Consider the following 15344-nt stretch of genomic DNA (forward strand, 5'->3'; position numbering starts at 1 on the left):
CAAATACTAACCAGTTCGTACAAAATTCTTCCAGCCTTTCAACCACAACGACTGGAGACACCATGTTCGCACTGGCCGACCGCGTGCTGCGGGGATACACCCGCGTGCTGGATGCATTGGCGGGCCTGTGCCTGGCCATCATGGTGGTGCTCGTTTTTGGCAATGTGGTGCTGCGCTACACCTTCAACTCCGGCATCACCATCTCCGAAGAGCTGTCGCGCTGGCTGTTCGTGTGGCTGACCTTCATGGGCGCCGTGGTGGCGCTGCGCGAACATGGCCACCTGGGCGTGGACGCCCTGGTCTCGCGCCTGCCCACGCTGGGCAAGAAGATCTGCCTCCTGATGGCGCAGGTGGCCATGCTCTATGTGTCGTGGCTGCTGCTCACGGGCAGCTGGTCGCAGACGGTCATCAACTGGGAAACCGAAGCCCCCGTGACCGGCGCCTCCGTGGGCATCTTCTACGCCAGCGGCGTGCTCATGGGCGCCTCGGCCATCGCCATCCTGCTGCGCGACCTGCTGCGCACCCTGTTCGTCCCCCTGGCCGACCATGAGCTGATCATGGTGCAGGAGAGCGAGGAGGCCGCCGCGCTGGAGCAGATCCAGCGGGACGCGCAAGCGGCCGCCGACACCCCGGGCGCGAACAGGCCCTGACGACAGACAACCAGCCCGGAACACCTCCCATGACCGTCGCGATCTTCCTCGGCTCCCTGCTGCTGGCCATGGCCATCGGCATTCCCATCGCCTACGCGCTGCTGCTCAGCGGCGTGGCGCTGATGTGGCACCTCGATCTGTTCGATGCGCAGATCCTGGCGCAGAACGTTATCAACGGCGCGGACAGCTTTCCGCTGCTGGCCGTGCCCTTCTTCATGCTCGCGGGCGAGATCATGAACGTGGGCGGCCTGTCCAGGCGCATCGTCAAGCTGGCGCTGGCCCTGGTCGGCCACATCCCTGGCGGGCTGGGCTATGTGGTCATCATGGCGGCGGTGATCCTGTCGGCGGTGTCGGGTTCTGCGGTGGCGGACGCGGCCGCGCTGACCTCGCTGCTGCTGCCCATGATGGTGGTCGCGGGCCACAGCAAGGAGCGCTCGGCCGGACTCATCGCCTCGGCGGGCGTCATCGGCCCCATCATTCCGCCGTCCATCGGCTTCGTGATCTTTGGCGTGGCGGCCAATGTGTCCATCAGCAAGCTATTCCTCGCGGGCATCTTCCCCGGTCTGCTGCTGGCCGTCTCACTCGCGGTCACGTGGTGGTGGCTCGGCCGCCGTGAAAACGTCATGCCTCCACCGCGCGCCACCCGCGCCGAACTGAAGGTGGCGCTGCGCGAGGCCGCCTGGGCGCTGGGCCTGCCCATCATCATCCTGGTGGGCCTGCGCATGGGTGTCTTCACGCCCACAGAGGCCGCCGTGGTGGCCGCGATGTATGCGCTCGTCGTCTCCATGGCGGTGTACCGCGAGCTCTCGTGGCGCCAGCTGGTGGGCATCTTCCAGGCGGCCGCGCGAACCAGCGCCGTGATCATGTTCCTGGTGGCCGCCGCCATGGTGTCGGCCTGGCTCATCACCGTGGCCGACCTGCCGTCCAAGGTCATCGGCATGCTCGAACCCTTCATGGGCAACCCCACCCTGCTGCTGGTGGCGATCATGGTGCTGGTCATGGTGGTCGGCACGGCCATGGACATGACGCCCACCATCCTCATCATGACGCCCGTGCTCATGCCGGTGGTCAAGGCCGCAGGCATCGACCCCGTCTACTTCGGCGTGCTGTTCATCATCAACAACTCCATCGGCCTCATCACGCCGCCCGTGGGCACCGTGCTCAACGTGGTGGCGGGCGTCGGGCGCATCTCCATGGGCCAGGTCACGCGCGGCGTGATGCCCTTCATGCTGGCGCAGTTCGTGGTGATGTTCCTGCTGGTCGCGTTCCCCTCGCTCGTCACCGTGCCCCTGCGCTGGCTCGGCGGCTGATTCCCGTGCCCCTCCCGCCTTCCGTTCCTTCCTGTTTCTGCCCCGCCCAAAACCCAAGGAGACATCCATGAAACTCTTGAAGACCCTGCTCGCCACCGCCCTCGTCGCGGCTTCGCTGCTGCCCGGTGCGCATGCCCAGGAACGCACCATCAAGTTCGCGTTCCAGAACCAGAAGGAGCACCCGCAGGCCCAGGGCGCTCAGAAATTCGCCGACCTCGTCGCGGCCAAGACCAGCGGCCGCATCGCGGTCAAGCTTTTTCCTGGCGGCACGCTGGGCGGCGACCTGCAGACCGTCTCGGCGCTGCAAGGCGGCACCGTGGAGATGACGGTGCTCAACGCCGGCATCCTGTCCGCGCAGGCCAAGGAATTCGGCATCTACGACTTCCCGTTCCTGTTCGCCTCGCCCCAGGAGGCCGATGCCGTGACCGACGGCCCCTTCGGCAAGAAGCTGCTCGACAAGCTCGCGGCCAAGAACCTGGTGGGCCTGGGCTACTGGGAACTGGGCTTTCGCAACCTGACCAACAGCAAGCGCCCCATCACCAAGGCCGAGGACATCGCGGGCCTCAAGATCCGCGTGATCCAGTCGCCCATCTACATCGACATGTTCAACGCGCTGGGCGCCAACGCCGTGCCCATGCCGTTCCCCGAGCTGTACACGGCCATGGAGCAAAAGGCCGTGGACGGCCAGGAGAACCCGTTCTCCACCATCCTGTCGTCCAAGTTCGCCGAGGTGCAAAAGCACCTGACCATCACGCGCCACATGTACAACCCGCAGGCGGTCATCGTGAGCAAGAAGTTCTGGGACAGCCTGAATCCCGCCGACCAGAAGGCCGTGACCGAAGCCATGGCCGAGGCCACCGCGTTCCAGCGCAGCGTCTCGCGCTCGCAGGCCGACGTGGCGCTCGAAGAGCTCAAGAAGGCCGGCATGCAGGTCACCGAGTTCTCGCCGGCGGAAGTCGACAAGCTGCGCGCCAAGGTCAAGCCCGTGGTGGAAAAGCACAGCGACAAGGTGGGCGCCGAGACCGTGCAAGAGGTCTATGCCACGCTGGCCAAGCTGCGCGGCGGCAAGTAGGCCATCGCAACGCAGCAGCCACCCCCGCGCTGCGGTGCGGGCACCAACGCCCACACGCCAGCGCGTCCTCCACGCAACCCGCCCATGAGCACCCAGCTCCTTGATCCCCCGGTGTCATCCACCGCATCCGCCATGTCTTCCACAAGCCCCCGCAAGGTGCTGATCGGGCTGATCGGTGCCGGCATCCAGAAGTCGCTGTCTCCCGCCCTGCACGAAGAGGAGGCGCGGCACCACGGCATGCGCCTGCACTACCAGCTGATCGACCTGGACCGCTCGGCGTCTTCTCCCGCACAGCTGCCCACGCTGCTGTCGGCGGCACGCATCATGGGCTATGCCGGCTGCAACGTGACCTACCCGTGCAAGCAGGCCGTGATCCCCTACCTCGACAGCCTGTCGGAAGAAGCGCAAGCCATGGGGGCCGTGAACACGGTCGTGGTCCACGATGGCAAGCTCGTGGGGCACAACACGGACGGGTCAGGCTGGGCCCGGGGCTTCACCCGTGCGCTGCCGGGCGCCGACCTCGGCCGCGTCGTGCTGCTGGGCGCGGGCGGTGCGGGCGCCGCCATCGCGCATGCCGTGCTGCGCCTGGGTGCACGGCACCTGACCATCGTCGATGCGCAGCCCGAACGGGCCGCGCAACTGGCCGCCGACGTGAATGCGCTCTATGGCCCCCGGGCCGAGGCCGGCGAGATCCACGCGGCCATGGCGCGGGCCACCGGGCTGATCCACGCCACGCCCACGGGCATGGACAAGCTGCCCGGCCTGCCCCTCGATACGGGCCTGCTGCGCCCCGCGCTGTGGGTGTCCGAGGTCGTGTACTTCCCGCTCGACACCGCCCTGGTCCAGGCCGCGCGCGCACTGGGCTGCCGCGTCTCGGACGGGGGCGGCATGGCCGTGGGCCAGGCGGTGGGTGCCTTTGAACTGTTCACCGGCGTGGCGCCCGACGCGGACCGGATGGACGCCCACTTTCGCCGGCTCGTCAGCCCGCGCTGACACCACCGCAACCACACGCAAGGAGTCCAACGCATGAGCACCCCGATGATGGCCGCCCGCGAGGCGCTCGGAGACCTGCCCAACCCCCTGGGACTGCAGGGGGTGGAGTTCATCGAATACGCCACCAGCCGCCCGCAGGCGCTGGGGCAGGCGCTGGAGCGCATGGGCTTCCAGCCGGTGGCGCGCCACCGCTCGCGCGAGGTCCTGCTGTACCGGCAGGGCGACATGAACATCATCGTGAACGCGCACCAGGACGAAGAGCGCACCGGGCCGCACGCGCCGTCGGCCCTGGCGGAAACCCCCGTGCTCGCCGCCATCGCCTTCCGTGTGGGCAACGCAGCCGCCGCCTACCGCCGCGTGCTGGAGCTGGGCGCCTGGGCCGTGCACACCGAGGTCCAGGTGATGGAGCTGAACATTCCCGCCATCCACGGCGTGGGCGCGAGCCGCATCTACTTCGTGGACCGCTGGAAGGAATTCTCGATCTACGAGGTGGATTTCATCCCCATCCCCACCGTGAATCCCCGCCCGCCCGCGCTGCAGGGCCTGCATCTGTTCGGCGTGGTGCAATACATCGGCCTGGGCAGGGCGCCTGACTGGATCCATTTCTACGGCGAACTGTTCGGCTTCGCCGAGCTGGCGCCCGACCAGTCGTTCGGCGTGCTCACGCATGGCCGCATCCTGGCCAGCCCCTGCGGCACCCTGCACTGGCAGCTGATCGAGCCGCTCGTGGATGCGCTCGATGCCGACCCCGAGGAACTGCTGCAGCGCGTGGCGTTCGGCACGCCGGACGTGCTGGCCACGGTGAACGCGCTGCGCGCCCGGGGCGTGGACTTCGTGGAATCCCCCACGGGGGTGCACACGGGCACGCGCGGCGCGCTCACGCGGGCCGATGCCGGCTCGCCCAGCTTCGAGCTGGTTCTCGACGCCCGCTGACCACCGCCCGGAGACCTCGATGCGCACTTCGACCATGCAACGCAACGTCGCCGACTTCGGCATGGACACCATCAGCCTGGCCGGCCCGCTGGAGGCCAAGCTGGCCGCCGTCAAGGCGGCGGGTTTCGGCCAGATCATGCTGGCGGCCCGCGACATCGTGGGCCATCCGCAGGGCATCGAGGCGGCCGTGCACGCCGTGCGCAGCAGCGGCCTGCGCGTGACGGGCTTCCAGGTGCTGCGCGACTTCGAGGGCCTGTCGGGCCACCTGCACAGCTACAAGGTGGACATCGCCAAGCAGATGATCCTGATGGCGCGCGACCTCGGCGCGCCGGTGCTGCTGGCCTGCAGCTCCACCTCGTCGCATGCCACCGCCGATGCCGACGCGATTGCCCGCGACCTGCGCAAGCTCGCCCTGCTGGCGCTGCCGCACGGCATCCGCGTGGCCTTCGAAGGCCTCTCCTGGGGACGGCACATCAACGAGGTGCACCAGGCCTGGGCCGCGGTCGAGCAGGCGGATTGCCCCAACCTCGGCCTCGCCATCGACTCGTACCACCAGTTCGCCACCAGCACGCCGCTCACGGCGCTGGCCGACGTGGACCCCGCCAAGATCTATCTGGTGCAGCTCTCGGACTTCATGTGGCAGGAGACCCGCACGGTGCAGGAGCGCATCGACACGGCGCGGCACTTCCGCGTGTTCCCGGGCGAGGGCGTGCACAGCCAGGCGCTGGCCGAGCTGGTGCGCACGCTCGACGGCATGGGCTACCAGGGCGACTACAGCTTCGAGGTCTTCAACGACGATTATCAGCAGCTGCCGCTGCCCTACGTGGCGCAGCGGGCATGGAACAGCGCCCTGTGGCTGGCCGAGGGAGTGCTGCAGCGCGCGGTGCCGCTGCCGGGGCACCCGCGCATCAAAACGCTGGCGTGATCAATGCGTCAACGGCCAACAATCAACTGTTGGCGCGTTTCTTGAGCCAGCGCATCAGCGCGCCCACCACCGGCAGCTTTTCGTACAGTTCTTCGGCGGCGTCCCAGTAGTCGCGGTGTAGCGCCACCAGGTCCTGGTCATCGAACACCAGGTGCGAGGCGCCGCGCACGGTCTGCGTCACGCCCTTGTCAAAGCCCTTGAAGGCGAACAGGAACTCCCAGGTCAGGAAACACTGCGGGCCCTGCACCACGCGGCCGGTGACCACGAAACGCGGCTGCTCCAGCGCCTCGAACATGTGGTCGAAGATGGCCTGGATGGCGGGCAGGCCCCGCACTTCGTTGAACGGGTCCTTGAAGCGCGCATCGGCCGCGTACAGGCGGCCCAGTGCCGCCACGTCGGCCGGGGCCAGGGTCTCGAAGAAGGCCACCACGCGGGTGACGGCTTCTTCGGTGGAGGTTGTGGTGCGAGGTGGCTGCAGCATGGCGCTCAGAGTCCCGTGAACTTGCGGACCGCAGGAAAGTACCACCGATACGGCAACACGCGCAGCAGTTTCATCACCCGCGTGAAGCGCTTGGGGAAGTGGATGTCGAAATGCCCCCGCTCCCAGCCCTGCAAGATGGCCGCCGCCGCCGCCTCGGGCGAGATCAGCGCGGGCATCGTGAAGTCGTTGCCCGCCGTGAGCGGCGTGGCCACGAACCCGGGGTTGATCACGCTCACGCCAAGCCCCAAGCCGTGCAGATCCAGGTACAGCGACTCGGCCAGGTTGATGAGCGCAGCCTTGGTCGGCCCGTAGGCCAGGCTCCTGGGCAGCCCCCGGAACCCCGCCACGCTGCTGACCACGCTCACATGCCCGGGGCGCCCCGCGTGCGCCGCGGCCAGCATGGCGGGCAGCACGGCCGCCAGCACGTGCAGCACGCCGCTGTAGTTGATCTGCCCGTGGCGCAGCATGTCGGCCAGATCCAGGTCGGTGGCGCGCATGTCGCGGTAGGTGCCGGCGCAGTAGCACACCAGTTCGGGCACGCCCCCGGACAGCACCCGTGCGGCGGCGGTCTGCACCTGCTCGGGCTGCGCTATGTCCAGGGGCAGGGCCAGGCTGCCGGGGTGCTGGGCGGCAAAGGCATCGAGCGCATCGCCGCTGCGGGCCGACACCGTGACCTGCGCACCGCGCGCATGCAGGGCCGACGCCGTGGCGCGCCCGATGCCGCTGGACGCACCGATCACCCAGGCCCTGCGGCCCTGCCAGTCGCGCAGCGGTGGGTTCAGGCTCATGGCGCGCGCCTGGTGAACGACAGCGTGATCTCGCCCAGGCGCACGCCAAACTTGCTCATGGTGGCGCGGTTGAGCATCACGCGGTCGTCGATGAGAACCATCCAGTCGTCCAGGTCGACGTGGTAGACCGTGCCATCCACCGGCAGGGCCAGCGTGTAGTTCCAGCGGAAGACGTTGCCCCGCGCCTGCCCGTGGGCCGTGCCCACCACGTCGTCGGCGGTGCCGGTGGTACGGCCGTCGGCGTGCTGGGTCAGGCGCCAGATGCGGCGCTGGGTGGTGCCGTCCGAATAGGTGAAGGCCTCGTCGAGCACGCCCTCGTTGCCCTGCCACTGGCAATCCATGACCACAGTGAAGCGTTTGACGATCTGGCCGCTGCGGTCCTGGAAGATGCCCCAGGCGTCGATCTTGCCGTTGAAATACCGGGCCAGGTCCAGCACGGGCTTCTCGCTGGCATAGCCTTCGATGCCCGGGCTGGCGCAGCCGGACAGGGCCACGGGCGCAGCCGCCACGGCGGAAAGGAGGAGGCGTCGTTGCATCATGGGGTGGGCCCTGGGGTCGGTTCGGACAGGTTCATTCAAACAATCGCTGCGCTGCGGGGACGCCGCAGGAGCAGGGCGTAGAGCGCCGCCGCCGCCATCAGCTTGAGCACGCAGGGCAGCACCGCATAGGCGATGCCCAGGGTCTGCAAGCCGCCGTCGCCGCGCGTGCCGGGGATGTAGCCCAGCCAGCCCAGCAGGGGCAGCGCCAGGCCCGCGGCCAGCGCCAGGTTGAGCTTGGTGGCGAAGTTCCACCAGCCGAAGTACGCGCCTTCGTGCTGGCCGCTGTCGCCCTCGGCCGCGATCACGCCGGCCAGCAGGGCGCCGGGCAGCGCCAGGTCGGTGCCCAGCGCCACGCCCGACAGCGCGCAGACCGCGAGGAAGGGCAGCACATCGCCCACCCCCACGAACGCGGCCCACACAAACACTGCGACCGCCAGCAGCATGCCCGCCAGCCAGGTGCGCGCCAGGCCCCAGCGCGCCACGGCGCGCAGCCACAACGGGATCGACAGCGCGGCGCAGACGAAGTAGGCCGCGAGGAACAGGGGCTCCTGGGCGGGTGGAGCCTGCAGGCGGTCCTGGATGAAGAACAGCACCAGCGTGGCCGGGATGGCGCTGGCAATGCCGTTGAGCATGAACACCGCCAGCAGGCGGCGGAACGCGGGGCGCCCCCACGGCCGCCACAGGCTGGCGCGCCGCGACGGGCGATACCCGCCCGCCACGGCGCCACCCGCATGCGCCGGGGGGCGCGGCGCGCGCGTCCAGGCCCACCAGCCCAGCAGCAAGGCCATGGCAAACACGCCGAGCATGACCGGCAGCCCCAGCAGCGCGGGCAGCACCGAGGCCAGCACCACGCCCGCCAGCGCGGCGCCTTCGCGCCATGCCACGATGCGGCCGCGCTGCAGTTCGTCGCCGCCCAGGCGCGCGCCCCACGCCTGGTGCGCAATGCCCAGCTGGCTGTAGGCCGTGTAGGTGATGAGCAGCGCCACCAGGGCCCAGGCGGTCAGCCCATCGGCCCCGCGCACCAGCGGAAAGAACAGGCCGGTCAGCCCCAGTGCGAGCACCATGGCCGACACCGCGCCCGCCGCCAGCACGGCACGCACCGAGCGGCCGAACAGGTGGTCGCAGAGGCGGCCCAGCAGCGGGTCCGACACCGCATCGAACAACCGCGCCGCCAGCAGCACCGAGCCCAGCGTGGCCAGCGGCATGCCGAACTCGCGGGCATAGTGGTTGGGCAGCAGCACGTACAGCGGCAGCGCCACAAACGCCAGGGGCAGGCCCAGCAGCCCATAGGCCAGGCCGTGACGGGCGCGCAGGGGCTGGGTGGTGCGGGTCATGGCTGCCCCATGGCGCGGGTCGCGCCCAGCAGTTCCTGGCGCAGCCTGGGTTCGGAGGTCTGGGGCGAGAGCCAGATGCCGAAGAACAGGCGCGAGAACTCGGCATCGGGCACCTCGCCCACCACGCGCCCGGCCATCCTGAACACCGCCCCCACGCCCGGCTGGTGAATGCCCAGAAGGCGGTCGCCCGCCTTCACGTCCGGCAGCGCCGCCTGCAGCGCCTGCTGCCAGCGCGCGGCCTGCTGGGGCGTGAAGCTGCCCACGCGGCGCATTTCCTCGATGGAGCGCCTGGCGATGGCCTCCGCCGTGAAGTCGCGGTGGTAGGTCAGCTCCAGCGCCAGCGGCTGGGCGCCGTAGTTGTCGGCATCAAAGCCGGGCTGCACCCACAGGCGGGCGCGGTAGACCTCGAAACCCAGGAACCGGAGCACGCCCTGGCCCGCCAGGCGCACGCCGGACAGCGGCGCCGCCGTGGCCTGGGCCGCCCCTGCCCCTTGCGCCACAGCCATGCTGGAATGAAAAGCGGCTGCAGCGCAGATAAAACACGCGGTGGCAGCTATATTTTTCATAGCAATCTCAATCCTTGGCCAGCGTGTACTGCACCAGGTCGATGTTGCTCATCGCAAACGCCGCCTCGCAGTACGCCAGGTAGAACTCCCAGATGTGCAGGAAGCGCTGGTCGAACCCCAGCTGCAGGATCTGCGTGCGCTGGGCCACGAAGCGGTCACGCCAGCGCCTGAGCGTTTCGGCATAGTCCTGGCCAAAGGCGAACTCGTCCACCACGCGCAGGCCCGCGGCCTCGGCCTCGCGGCGGAACTCGCGCGGGCACGGCAGGCAGCCGCCCGGGAAGATGTACTGCTGGATGAAGTCCGTGGAGCTGATGTAGCGCTCGAACAGGCTGTCGTCGATGACGATGCTCTGGATGCAGGCCTTGCCACCGGGCTTGAGCAGGCGGTTCACCGACTGGAAGTAGGTGGGCCAGTACTCGCGGCCCACGGCCTCGACCATCTCGATGGAGCAGATGGCGTCGTAGGGGCCATCGTGGATGTCGCGGTAGTCCTGCAGCCGCAAATCGGCCTGGTGCTCCACCCCCTGCCCCGCCATGCGCCCTTGCGCGAAGGCCAGTTGCTCGGTGGACAGGGTCACACCGGTCAGCGATGCGCCGAACTCGGTGGCCGCCATCTCGGCGAGCGCCCCCCAGCCGCAGCCGATCTCGAGCACGCGGTGCCCCGGCCGCACCCCCGCCTGGCTCAGGGCGCGGCGCACCTTGGCATGCTGGGCCTTGCGCATGTCGCCGCCCGCATCGCCTTCGAACCAGGCGGACGAGTAATTCATCGTGTCGTCCAGCCACAGCGCGTAGAACGCATTGCCCAGGTCGTAGTGCGCATGGATGTTCTTCTGGCTGTTGGCGCGCGTGTTGCGGTTGAGCAGGTGCTTGATGCGGTACAGCAGGCGTCCGGCCCAGCTTCCATAGATCACGCCTTCCACCTGCTGGCGGTTGGCGATGAAGAGCTTGATCAGGTCGGTGAGGTGCGGCGTGGTCCAGTCCCCCGCGATGTAGCTCTCGGCGAAGCCGATGTCCCCCGACCTGAGCGCCGCGCTGCACACGTTCCAGTTCCTGAGCGTGATGGCCGCCGAGAGGCCGCCCCCCTGGCCGAAGTGCTGCAGCGTGCCGTCCGGCAGTTGCACCGTGAGGTTGCCATGCTGCAGCCCCTGCAGGAGCCGAAGGGCCGTGCGCGCGGCAGCCGGCGTGCCGGCGGGCAGGGTGGCGTGCAGGGCGGCACCGGTGGTCGTGGTCGTGTTCATGGCGGTCTCGTCGGGCTGTGGGGTCAACGGGTCACGATGGAGGCAGGGGCCTCGGGCTTGCGGTGAAAGCGCACGCGCTTGAGCCACAGCCGCAAGGCCTGCCAGTGGATGCGCGCGATGACGGCCAGCGTCATGGCCGGGTAGCCCCACAGGGCCCGGCGCAGCGTCTGCCCCGTGATGGGGTGCAGGGTGCCGCTCACGCTGGTCTCGATCAGCGGTCCGGCGTCGTCGTCGTAGTCGATGCGCGCCACGGTGCGGCCCGCATCGGCGGGCCCGCCCGCCGTGCGCAGGAAGCGAAAGCGGTAGCCCCCGCCCACCTCGCAGAAGGGCGAGACATGGAACACCTTGCGCGCCCGCAGTTCCACGCCGTAGCGGGGCGCGTCCAGCAGGTAGCAGTGCCGCTCGCCAAAGGTGTTGTTCACTTCCACCACGATGGCGCGCAGGCTGGCGTCGGCGCGGTGGCAGTACCAGAAGCTCACGGGTTTGAAGGTGTAGCCCAGCACGCGCGGGTAGCAGTGCAGCCAGACTTCGCCGGTGGCGTCGGCAATGCCTTCGGCGCGCAGCAGCTCGTCCAGCCAGGCCAGCGCCCCGCCCTGCGCGGCGCTGCGGCCGTCGCCATGGTCCGTGTCGTGAAAGCTGATGGCGCCGCGCCGGTTCACGGCCAGCGGGCCCGGCGCTGCGGCGCCCATGGTGCGCAGGGGCAGCAGGAGAAAGAACGTGGGGTAGGCAAACGCATGCCGCCGGGGCCGCAGCCGCGCATGGCGCACCTGGCCAAAGCCGATCAGCGGCTGCGGGGCCTCGGGAGCGGTGCCCATGCCGATGTTCATGCGGCCTCCGCCAGGGGAGCGGGCTGGCGGGCCAGCACCTGTTCGGCCACGGCGAGCCCGGACTTCAGTCCGTCTTCGTGGAACCCGTAGCCCGTCCACGCCCCGCAGAACCAGGTGTGCCCATGGCCCTGGATCTCGGCCACCTGCCGCTGCGCGCGAATGGCGGCCAGGTCGAACACCGGGTGGGCGTAGTCGTAGCTGCCGATCACCTGGTCGGGCGCGATCTCGCGCACGGGGTTGAGCGAGACGACCACGGGCTGCGCGAAGGGCACGGGCTGCAGCTGGTTGATGAGGTAGTGCAGGCACACGCGCGCCGATTCGCGGCCGGGCTGCGCGGCGCGCTCATAGTTCCACGCGGCCCAGGCGGCGCGGCGCGCGGGCAGCACCGCGGTGTCGGTATGCAGCACCGCGCGGTTGGCCTGGTAGCGGATGGCGCCCAGCACGGCGCGTTCCTGGGGCGTGGGCCGCGCGAGCAGCGCCAGCGCCTGGTCGGAATGCGTGGCCACGACGACCTGGTCGAAATGCCCGGTGCCGCCATCGGTCACCACCCGCACGCCGGCCGCATCGCGCTCGATGCGGCGCACGGGGGTCGACAGGCGCGTGTCCGCGATACCGGCCACGATCTTGTCCACATAGTGGCGCGCGCCCCCCGCGACCGTCCACCACTGCGGACGGTCGCTCACCTGGAGGAGGCCATGGTTGTGGCAGAACCGGATCAGGGTGGCCACCGGAAACTGCAGCATCTGGTCGGTCGGGCAGCTCCAGATGCAGCCCAGCATGGGCAGGAAGTACCAGTCGCGGAAGGCATCGCCAAAGCGGTGCTCGCGCAGGAAGTCGCCCAGGGGCTGCATGAGCGCCGCATCGGCCCCGGCCTCGGCGATGCGGGTGCACAGGCGGTTGAACCGCAGCAGGTCCGCCAGCATGCCCAGAAAGCGCGGGCTGACCAGGTTGGCGCGCTGCGCGAAGACGGTGCCCAGGTTCGTGCCGCTCCACTCCAGCGGCCGGCCGCCCCGGGCCCCGGGCACCTGCACCGAGAACGACATGTCGGACCGGCACGTCTGCACGCCCAGTTCGGCCAGCAGGCGGATCAGCTGCGGATAGGTGCGTTCGTTGAAGACGAGAAAGCCGGTGTCCACGCCCTGCGTGACCAGCCGGCCGCTGGCATCCCGCAGCGTGACATCCACGGTGTGGGTGTGGCCGCCAAAGTGGTCGCCGGCCTCATACAGGGTGATGTGCGCCTGGCCACGCAGCCGGTGCGCGGCCGCCAGTCCGGAGATGCCGGAGCCGATGATGGCGATTTTCATGGCCGGCCCCCTCTGGCCGGTGCCTGGAATAAAAAGGTTGCGAAGCGTCCCGAAACGAATAAGAGAGGGAGGGAGGAGAAGCGCTCCAGGAGGTCAGTCGGAACCCGGGGGCCCGAAAGGCTTCGCAACACTAAAACTGTACGCCACGCAATCGCAGCGTGCAGGGAATAGAGTGGGGCCCTCGCGCGGAAGTTCCAGGCCCCGCGCCGGTTTTTTTTAAAGAAACGTAAAGAAAACATTGCAATCACCGTGGAGCGGCAACAGCGAGTTGCTGTTCGATGGCGCGCACCAGGCCCTTGTTGTCAGGGGCGGTGAGGCTGGAGTACTGGTCGACCAGCTTGCCGTCGCGGCCCAGCAGGTATTTGTGGAAGTTCCAGCGCGGCGCGGTGCCCGACAGCTGTGCCAGCTGGCGAAACAGCGGCGAGGCGTCCGCGCCCTTCACGCTGCTCTTGGCGAACATCGGGAATTTCACGCCGAAGGTGTTCTCGCAGAAGTCCGCGATCTGCTGGTTGCTGCCGCTCTCCTGCGAAAAGTCGTTGGACGGAAAGCCCAGCACGACGAGGCCCTTGTCCTTGTACCGGGCATACAGCTCCTCGAGCCCCTTGTACTGGCCGGTGAAGCCGCAGAAGCTGGCGGTATTGACCACCAGCACGACCTTTCCGCTGTACTGGCACAGCGACTGCGGCTTTTCGTCCTGCAGCCGTGCAAAGGTGTGCTGCAAGGTGGCCGGGCAGCTTTCCGCGTCCGCCGCCCACGCGCGAGGGGCAAGCCCGGCGGCCATTGCGAGGACAAGAAGGCCCGTGGCCGGAAAAAGGCGTCTGGAAGAGGTTTTCATAGGACTCATAGCGCAGTGGTGTGGGCAATTTAACCATTCCATCATTTTTTGTCCACATGAGTTTTTATTTGTACTCATTGGTATACGCCGATGGATGGCCACTGGATTCAGATTCCCGGCAGCGGGAAGGGGGTATTGCGTGGCGCACGGCCAGGCGGGCATCGGATGCAAGCCGGATGCCGGGCATCAGCCCCCGTGGGAGCGTTGAAAAGCGGGCCAGGGAGTGCCCATGGCGGCCACACCGGGCGAGGGGGCGTTCACCCGCATCGGGTGCGGCCCCGCTGCGGGGCCGAAAAGATCAGCCCAGGTTGAGCAGGCGGTCGAGCGGGAGCTTGACCCGCACGTCCTTGAAGGCGACCACGCCCGTGACTTTCCAGGGCGGCATGCCGGTGTCGCGGGGAATCGGCTCGCCCGTGGGCATGCCGTCCCGGTTGGTCACCACCGCTACCTTGGGCGTGGTGGCCGTCGTACCTCGGCGGATGACGACACCCACCTCCTGGCTGGCCAACCGCACAAAGGCCCCTGGCGGATACACGCCCAGCGTCTTGACGAGCGCTGCACCGGCCTCGTCCACCTGGTGCTCCTCATCGTAGTAGCTCGCCTGCATGGCCGCCGTGACCGGCATGGGCCAGCGGGCGGCGCGGGGCGCCATGCGGGCGCCAAAGATATCGGCGCGCTGGATCAGCCGGGCCATCTGCTGGGCTTCCGTCTTCTTGGCCAGCGGGCCAGGCGTGCGGTGGTGGTGGCAGCGCACGGCCTCCAGCCATGCGGTGTCGGCCACGCCCAGCGAGCGCAGCAGCGCCTCGGACCGTGATGCGTGGTCTTCCACGGCCGCGATCTGCTGGGCAGTCAGGGGGTGGGTCTGCTGGGCCAGCTGGTCCTGCAGTTCGGTCATGGCGATGTTCATGGACAAGGCCGCATGCCCGAGCTGCTGCACCCGGCCCTCGGGCCAGCGCAGCATCTCGCGCGCGACCACCATGCACACGCAGGCCACCAGCATGGAGTGGGTGGCGCTGTACATGCGGGTTTCCTGGGCCGACAGGTAGATCAGGGCCAGCAGGGTGACATCGGGCGTCTGCTCACAGTGGCGCGAGAGTTCGTCGTGCAGCGCCTGGAAGCGCCCGCCAAAGTCCGACGGGGACGGCGCGCGCAGCAGTTGCGTGGCGCGCAGCTGCAGCTCGGGCCAGTCGGGCAGGGCCCGGCCTCCGCGCCCGCGCCCCGCCGGGTCGTCGGCCGCCGTCATCTGCATGGCGGCGATCTCGCCCAGGTTGGTGTCCGCGATCAGCATGCGCTGCAGCTGCGCCAGGTAGGCGCGGTGGCTGTCGCCGGATTCATCGGTGTCCACGCACAGCTGGCGGCCCCGCGCCACCATCTTGGCCAGCTCGTCCCGGGTGCGGATGACATAGCCCTTTTGCGCCAGCAGCACGCCATCGGCCCCCCGCAGCACGAAGGGCAGCGGGTGGCCAAGCTGAATGGATTCGATGTTCAGGCTGACGAGGTTCATGGTGCTCGTTACATTATCTAACGACTGGCGCGCCACCAAACCCTGG

Annotated in this window: 16 protein-coding genes; 6 read left to right on the top strand and 10 right to left on the bottom strand. The window is 68.9% G+C overall.

Annotated elements, in window-relative coordinates:
* The first annotated feature begins 62 nt into the window (after positions 1-62).
* The 6 genes from AC1RVY_RS11365 (at position 63) to AC1RVY_RS11390 (ending at position 5883) form a co-directional block, all read left to right on the top strand.
* Positions 63-650 carry a TRAP transporter small permease gene (locus tag AC1RVY_RS11365; protein WP_492806642.1) on the top strand — a complete coding sequence of 196 codons (588 nt, stop codon included), beginning with the start codon at positions 63-65 and terminating at the stop codon, positions 648-650.
* 29 nt (positions 651-679) lie between these two features.
* Positions 680-1960, top strand: coding sequence for a TRAP transporter large permease (locus AC1RVY_RS11370; RefSeq protein WP_218297150.1), 1281 nt, complete (start codon positions 680-682; stop codon positions 1958-1960).
* Between the two features lie 67 nt (positions 1961-2027).
* A complete protein-coding gene (locus AC1RVY_RS11375) occupies positions 2028-3032 on the top strand; it encodes a TRAP transporter substrate-binding protein (protein WP_218297149.1) in 1005 nt (334 codons plus the stop codon).
* Between the two features lie 132 nt (positions 3033-3164).
* Positions 3165-4025, top strand: coding sequence for a shikimate dehydrogenase (locus tag AC1RVY_RS11380; protein WP_218297148.1), 861 nt, complete (start codon positions 3165-3167; stop codon positions 4023-4025).
* A gap of 33 nt (positions 4026-4058) precedes the next feature.
* A complete protein-coding gene (locus AC1RVY_RS11385) occupies positions 4059-4958 on the top strand; it encodes a VOC family protein (protein WP_218297147.1) in 900 nt (299 codons plus the stop codon).
* A gap of 19 nt (positions 4959-4977) precedes the next feature.
* Positions 4978-5883: a sugar phosphate isomerase/epimerase family protein gene (locus AC1RVY_RS11390; RefSeq protein WP_369643722.1), complete on the top strand. Its 906-nt coding sequence runs from the start codon at positions 4978-4980 to the stop codon at positions 5881-5883.
* A gap of 22 nt (positions 5884-5905) precedes the next feature.
* Here AC1RVY_RS11390 and AC1RVY_RS11395 read toward each other — a convergent pair whose 3' ends face one another.
* The 10 genes from AC1RVY_RS11395 to AC1RVY_RS11440 all read right to left on the bottom strand — a co-directional run bounded on the left by AC1RVY_RS11395 (position 5906) and on the right by AC1RVY_RS11440 (position 15298).
* A complete protein-coding gene (locus tag AC1RVY_RS11395; RefSeq protein ID WP_492806643.1) occupies positions 5906-6364 on the bottom strand; it encodes a nuclear transport factor 2 family protein in 459 nt (152 codons plus the stop codon).
* Between the two features lie 5 nt (positions 6365-6369).
* Positions 6370-7152, bottom strand: coding sequence for an SDR family NAD(P)-dependent oxidoreductase (locus tag AC1RVY_RS11400; RefSeq protein WP_492806644.1), 783 nt, complete (start codon positions 7150-7152; stop codon positions 6370-6372).
* Positions 7149-7691, bottom strand: coding sequence for a DUF3833 domain-containing protein (locus tag AC1RVY_RS11405; protein ID WP_218297143.1), 543 nt, complete (start codon positions 7689-7691; stop codon positions 7149-7151). The genes AC1RVY_RS11400 and AC1RVY_RS11405 overlap by 4 nt, the downstream gene beginning before the upstream one ends.
* A 35-nt stretch (positions 7692-7726) precedes the next feature.
* Positions 7727-9025, bottom strand: coding sequence for an MFS transporter (locus tag AC1RVY_RS11410; RefSeq protein ID WP_492806645.1), 1299 nt, complete (start codon positions 9023-9025; stop codon positions 7727-7729).
* A complete protein-coding gene (locus AC1RVY_RS11415; RefSeq protein ID WP_492806814.1) occupies positions 9022-9531 on the bottom strand; it encodes a chalcone isomerase family protein in 510 nt (169 codons plus the stop codon). Before AC1RVY_RS11415 ends, AC1RVY_RS11410 begins: the two co-directional genes overlap by 4 nt.
* A gap of 67 nt (positions 9532-9598) precedes the next feature.
* Positions 9599-10828, bottom strand: a complete 1230-nt coding sequence (locus AC1RVY_RS11420; RefSeq protein WP_218339435.1) for an SAM-dependent methyltransferase — start codon at positions 10826-10828, stop codon at positions 9599-9601.
* 23 nt (positions 10829-10851) lie between these two features.
* Positions 10852-11643 carry a DUF1365 domain-containing protein gene (locus AC1RVY_RS11425; RefSeq protein ID WP_492255437.1) on the bottom strand — a complete coding sequence of 264 codons (792 nt, stop codon included), beginning with the start codon at positions 11641-11643 and terminating at the stop codon, positions 10852-10854.
* Between the two features lie 8 nt (positions 11644-11651).
* Entirely contained in the window at positions 11652-12959 is a 1308-nt protein-coding gene (locus tag AC1RVY_RS11430; RefSeq protein ID WP_218339434.1) for an NAD(P)/FAD-dependent oxidoreductase, read from the bottom strand.
* Between the two features lie 244 nt (positions 12960-13203).
* Positions 13204-13794 (bottom strand): glutathione peroxidase, encoded by a 591-nt coding sequence (locus AC1RVY_RS11435; RefSeq protein WP_492245173.1) that lies wholly within the window; start codon positions 13792-13794, stop codon positions 13204-13206.
* A 298-nt stretch (positions 13795-14092) separates the two neighbouring features.
* Positions 14093-15298, bottom strand: a complete 1206-nt coding sequence (locus AC1RVY_RS11440) for an HD-GYP domain-containing protein (RefSeq protein ID WP_218297139.1) — start codon at positions 15296-15298, stop codon at positions 14093-14095.
* Between the last annotated feature and the right edge of the window lie 46 nt (positions 15299-15344).

It is taken from the genome of Acidovorax sp. GW821-FHT11A03 (genome assembly GCF_058809075.1).

What these genes read in the sequence shown, in the direction of transcription:
- AC1RVY_RS11365 (WP_492806642.1), top strand. Translation starts at nt 63, where the DNA reads ATGTTCGCACTGGCCGACCGCGTGCTGCGGGGATACACCCGCGTGCTG.
- AC1RVY_RS11370 (WP_218297150.1), top strand. Translation starts at nt 680, where the DNA reads ATGACCGTCGCGATCTTCCTCGGCTCCCTGCTGCTGGCCATGGCCATC.
- AC1RVY_RS11375 (WP_218297149.1), top strand. Translation starts at nt 2,028, where the DNA reads ATGAAACTCTTGAAGACCCTGCTCGCCACCGCCCTCGTCGCGGCTTCG.
- AC1RVY_RS11380 (WP_218297148.1), top strand. Translation starts at nt 3,165, where the DNA reads ATGTCTTCCACAAGCCCCCGCAAGGTGCTGATCGGGCTGATCGGTGCC.
- AC1RVY_RS11385 (WP_218297147.1), top strand. Translation starts at nt 4,059, where the DNA reads ATGAGCACCCCGATGATGGCCGCCCGCGAGGCGCTCGGAGACCTGCCC.
- AC1RVY_RS11390 (WP_369643722.1), top strand. Translation starts at nt 4,978, where the DNA reads ATGCGCACTTCGACCATGCAACGCAACGTCGCCGACTTCGGCATGGAC.
- AC1RVY_RS11395 (WP_492806643.1), bottom strand. Translation starts at nt 6,364, where the DNA reads ATGCTGCAGCCACCTCGCACCACAACCTCCACCGAAGAAGCCGTCACC.
- AC1RVY_RS11400 (WP_492806644.1), bottom strand. Translation starts at nt 7,152, where the DNA reads ATGAGCCTGAACCCACCGCTGCGCGACTGGCAGGGCCGCAGGGCCTGG.
- AC1RVY_RS11405 (WP_218297143.1), bottom strand. Translation starts at nt 7,691, where the DNA reads ATGATGCAACGACGCCTCCTCCTTTCCGCCGTGGCGGCTGCGCCCGTG.
- AC1RVY_RS11410 (WP_492806645.1), bottom strand. Translation starts at nt 9,025, where the DNA reads ATGACCCGCACCACCCAGCCCCTGCGCGCCCGTCACGGCCTGGCCTAT.
- AC1RVY_RS11415 (WP_492806814.1), bottom strand. Translation starts at nt 9,531, where the DNA reads ATGGCTGTGGCGCAAGGGGCAGGGGCGGCCCAGGCCACGGCGGCGCCG.
- AC1RVY_RS11420 (WP_218339435.1), bottom strand. Translation starts at nt 10,828, where the DNA reads ATGAACACGACCACGACCACCGGTGCCGCCCTGCACGCCACCCTGCCC.
- AC1RVY_RS11425 (WP_492255437.1), bottom strand. Translation starts at nt 11,643, where the DNA reads ATGGGCACCGCTCCCGAGGCCCCGCAGCCGCTGATCGGCTTTGGCCAG.
- AC1RVY_RS11430 (WP_218339434.1), bottom strand. Translation starts at nt 12,959, where the DNA reads ATGAAAATCGCCATCATCGGCTCCGGCATCTCCGGACTGGCGGCCGCG.
- AC1RVY_RS11435 (WP_492245173.1), bottom strand. Translation starts at nt 13,794, where the DNA reads ATGAAAACCTCTTCCAGACGCCTTTTTCCGGCCACGGGCCTTCTTGTC.
- AC1RVY_RS11440 (WP_218297139.1), bottom strand. Translation starts at nt 15,298, where the DNA reads ATGAACCTCGTCAGCCTGAACATCGAATCCATTCAGCTTGGCCACCCG.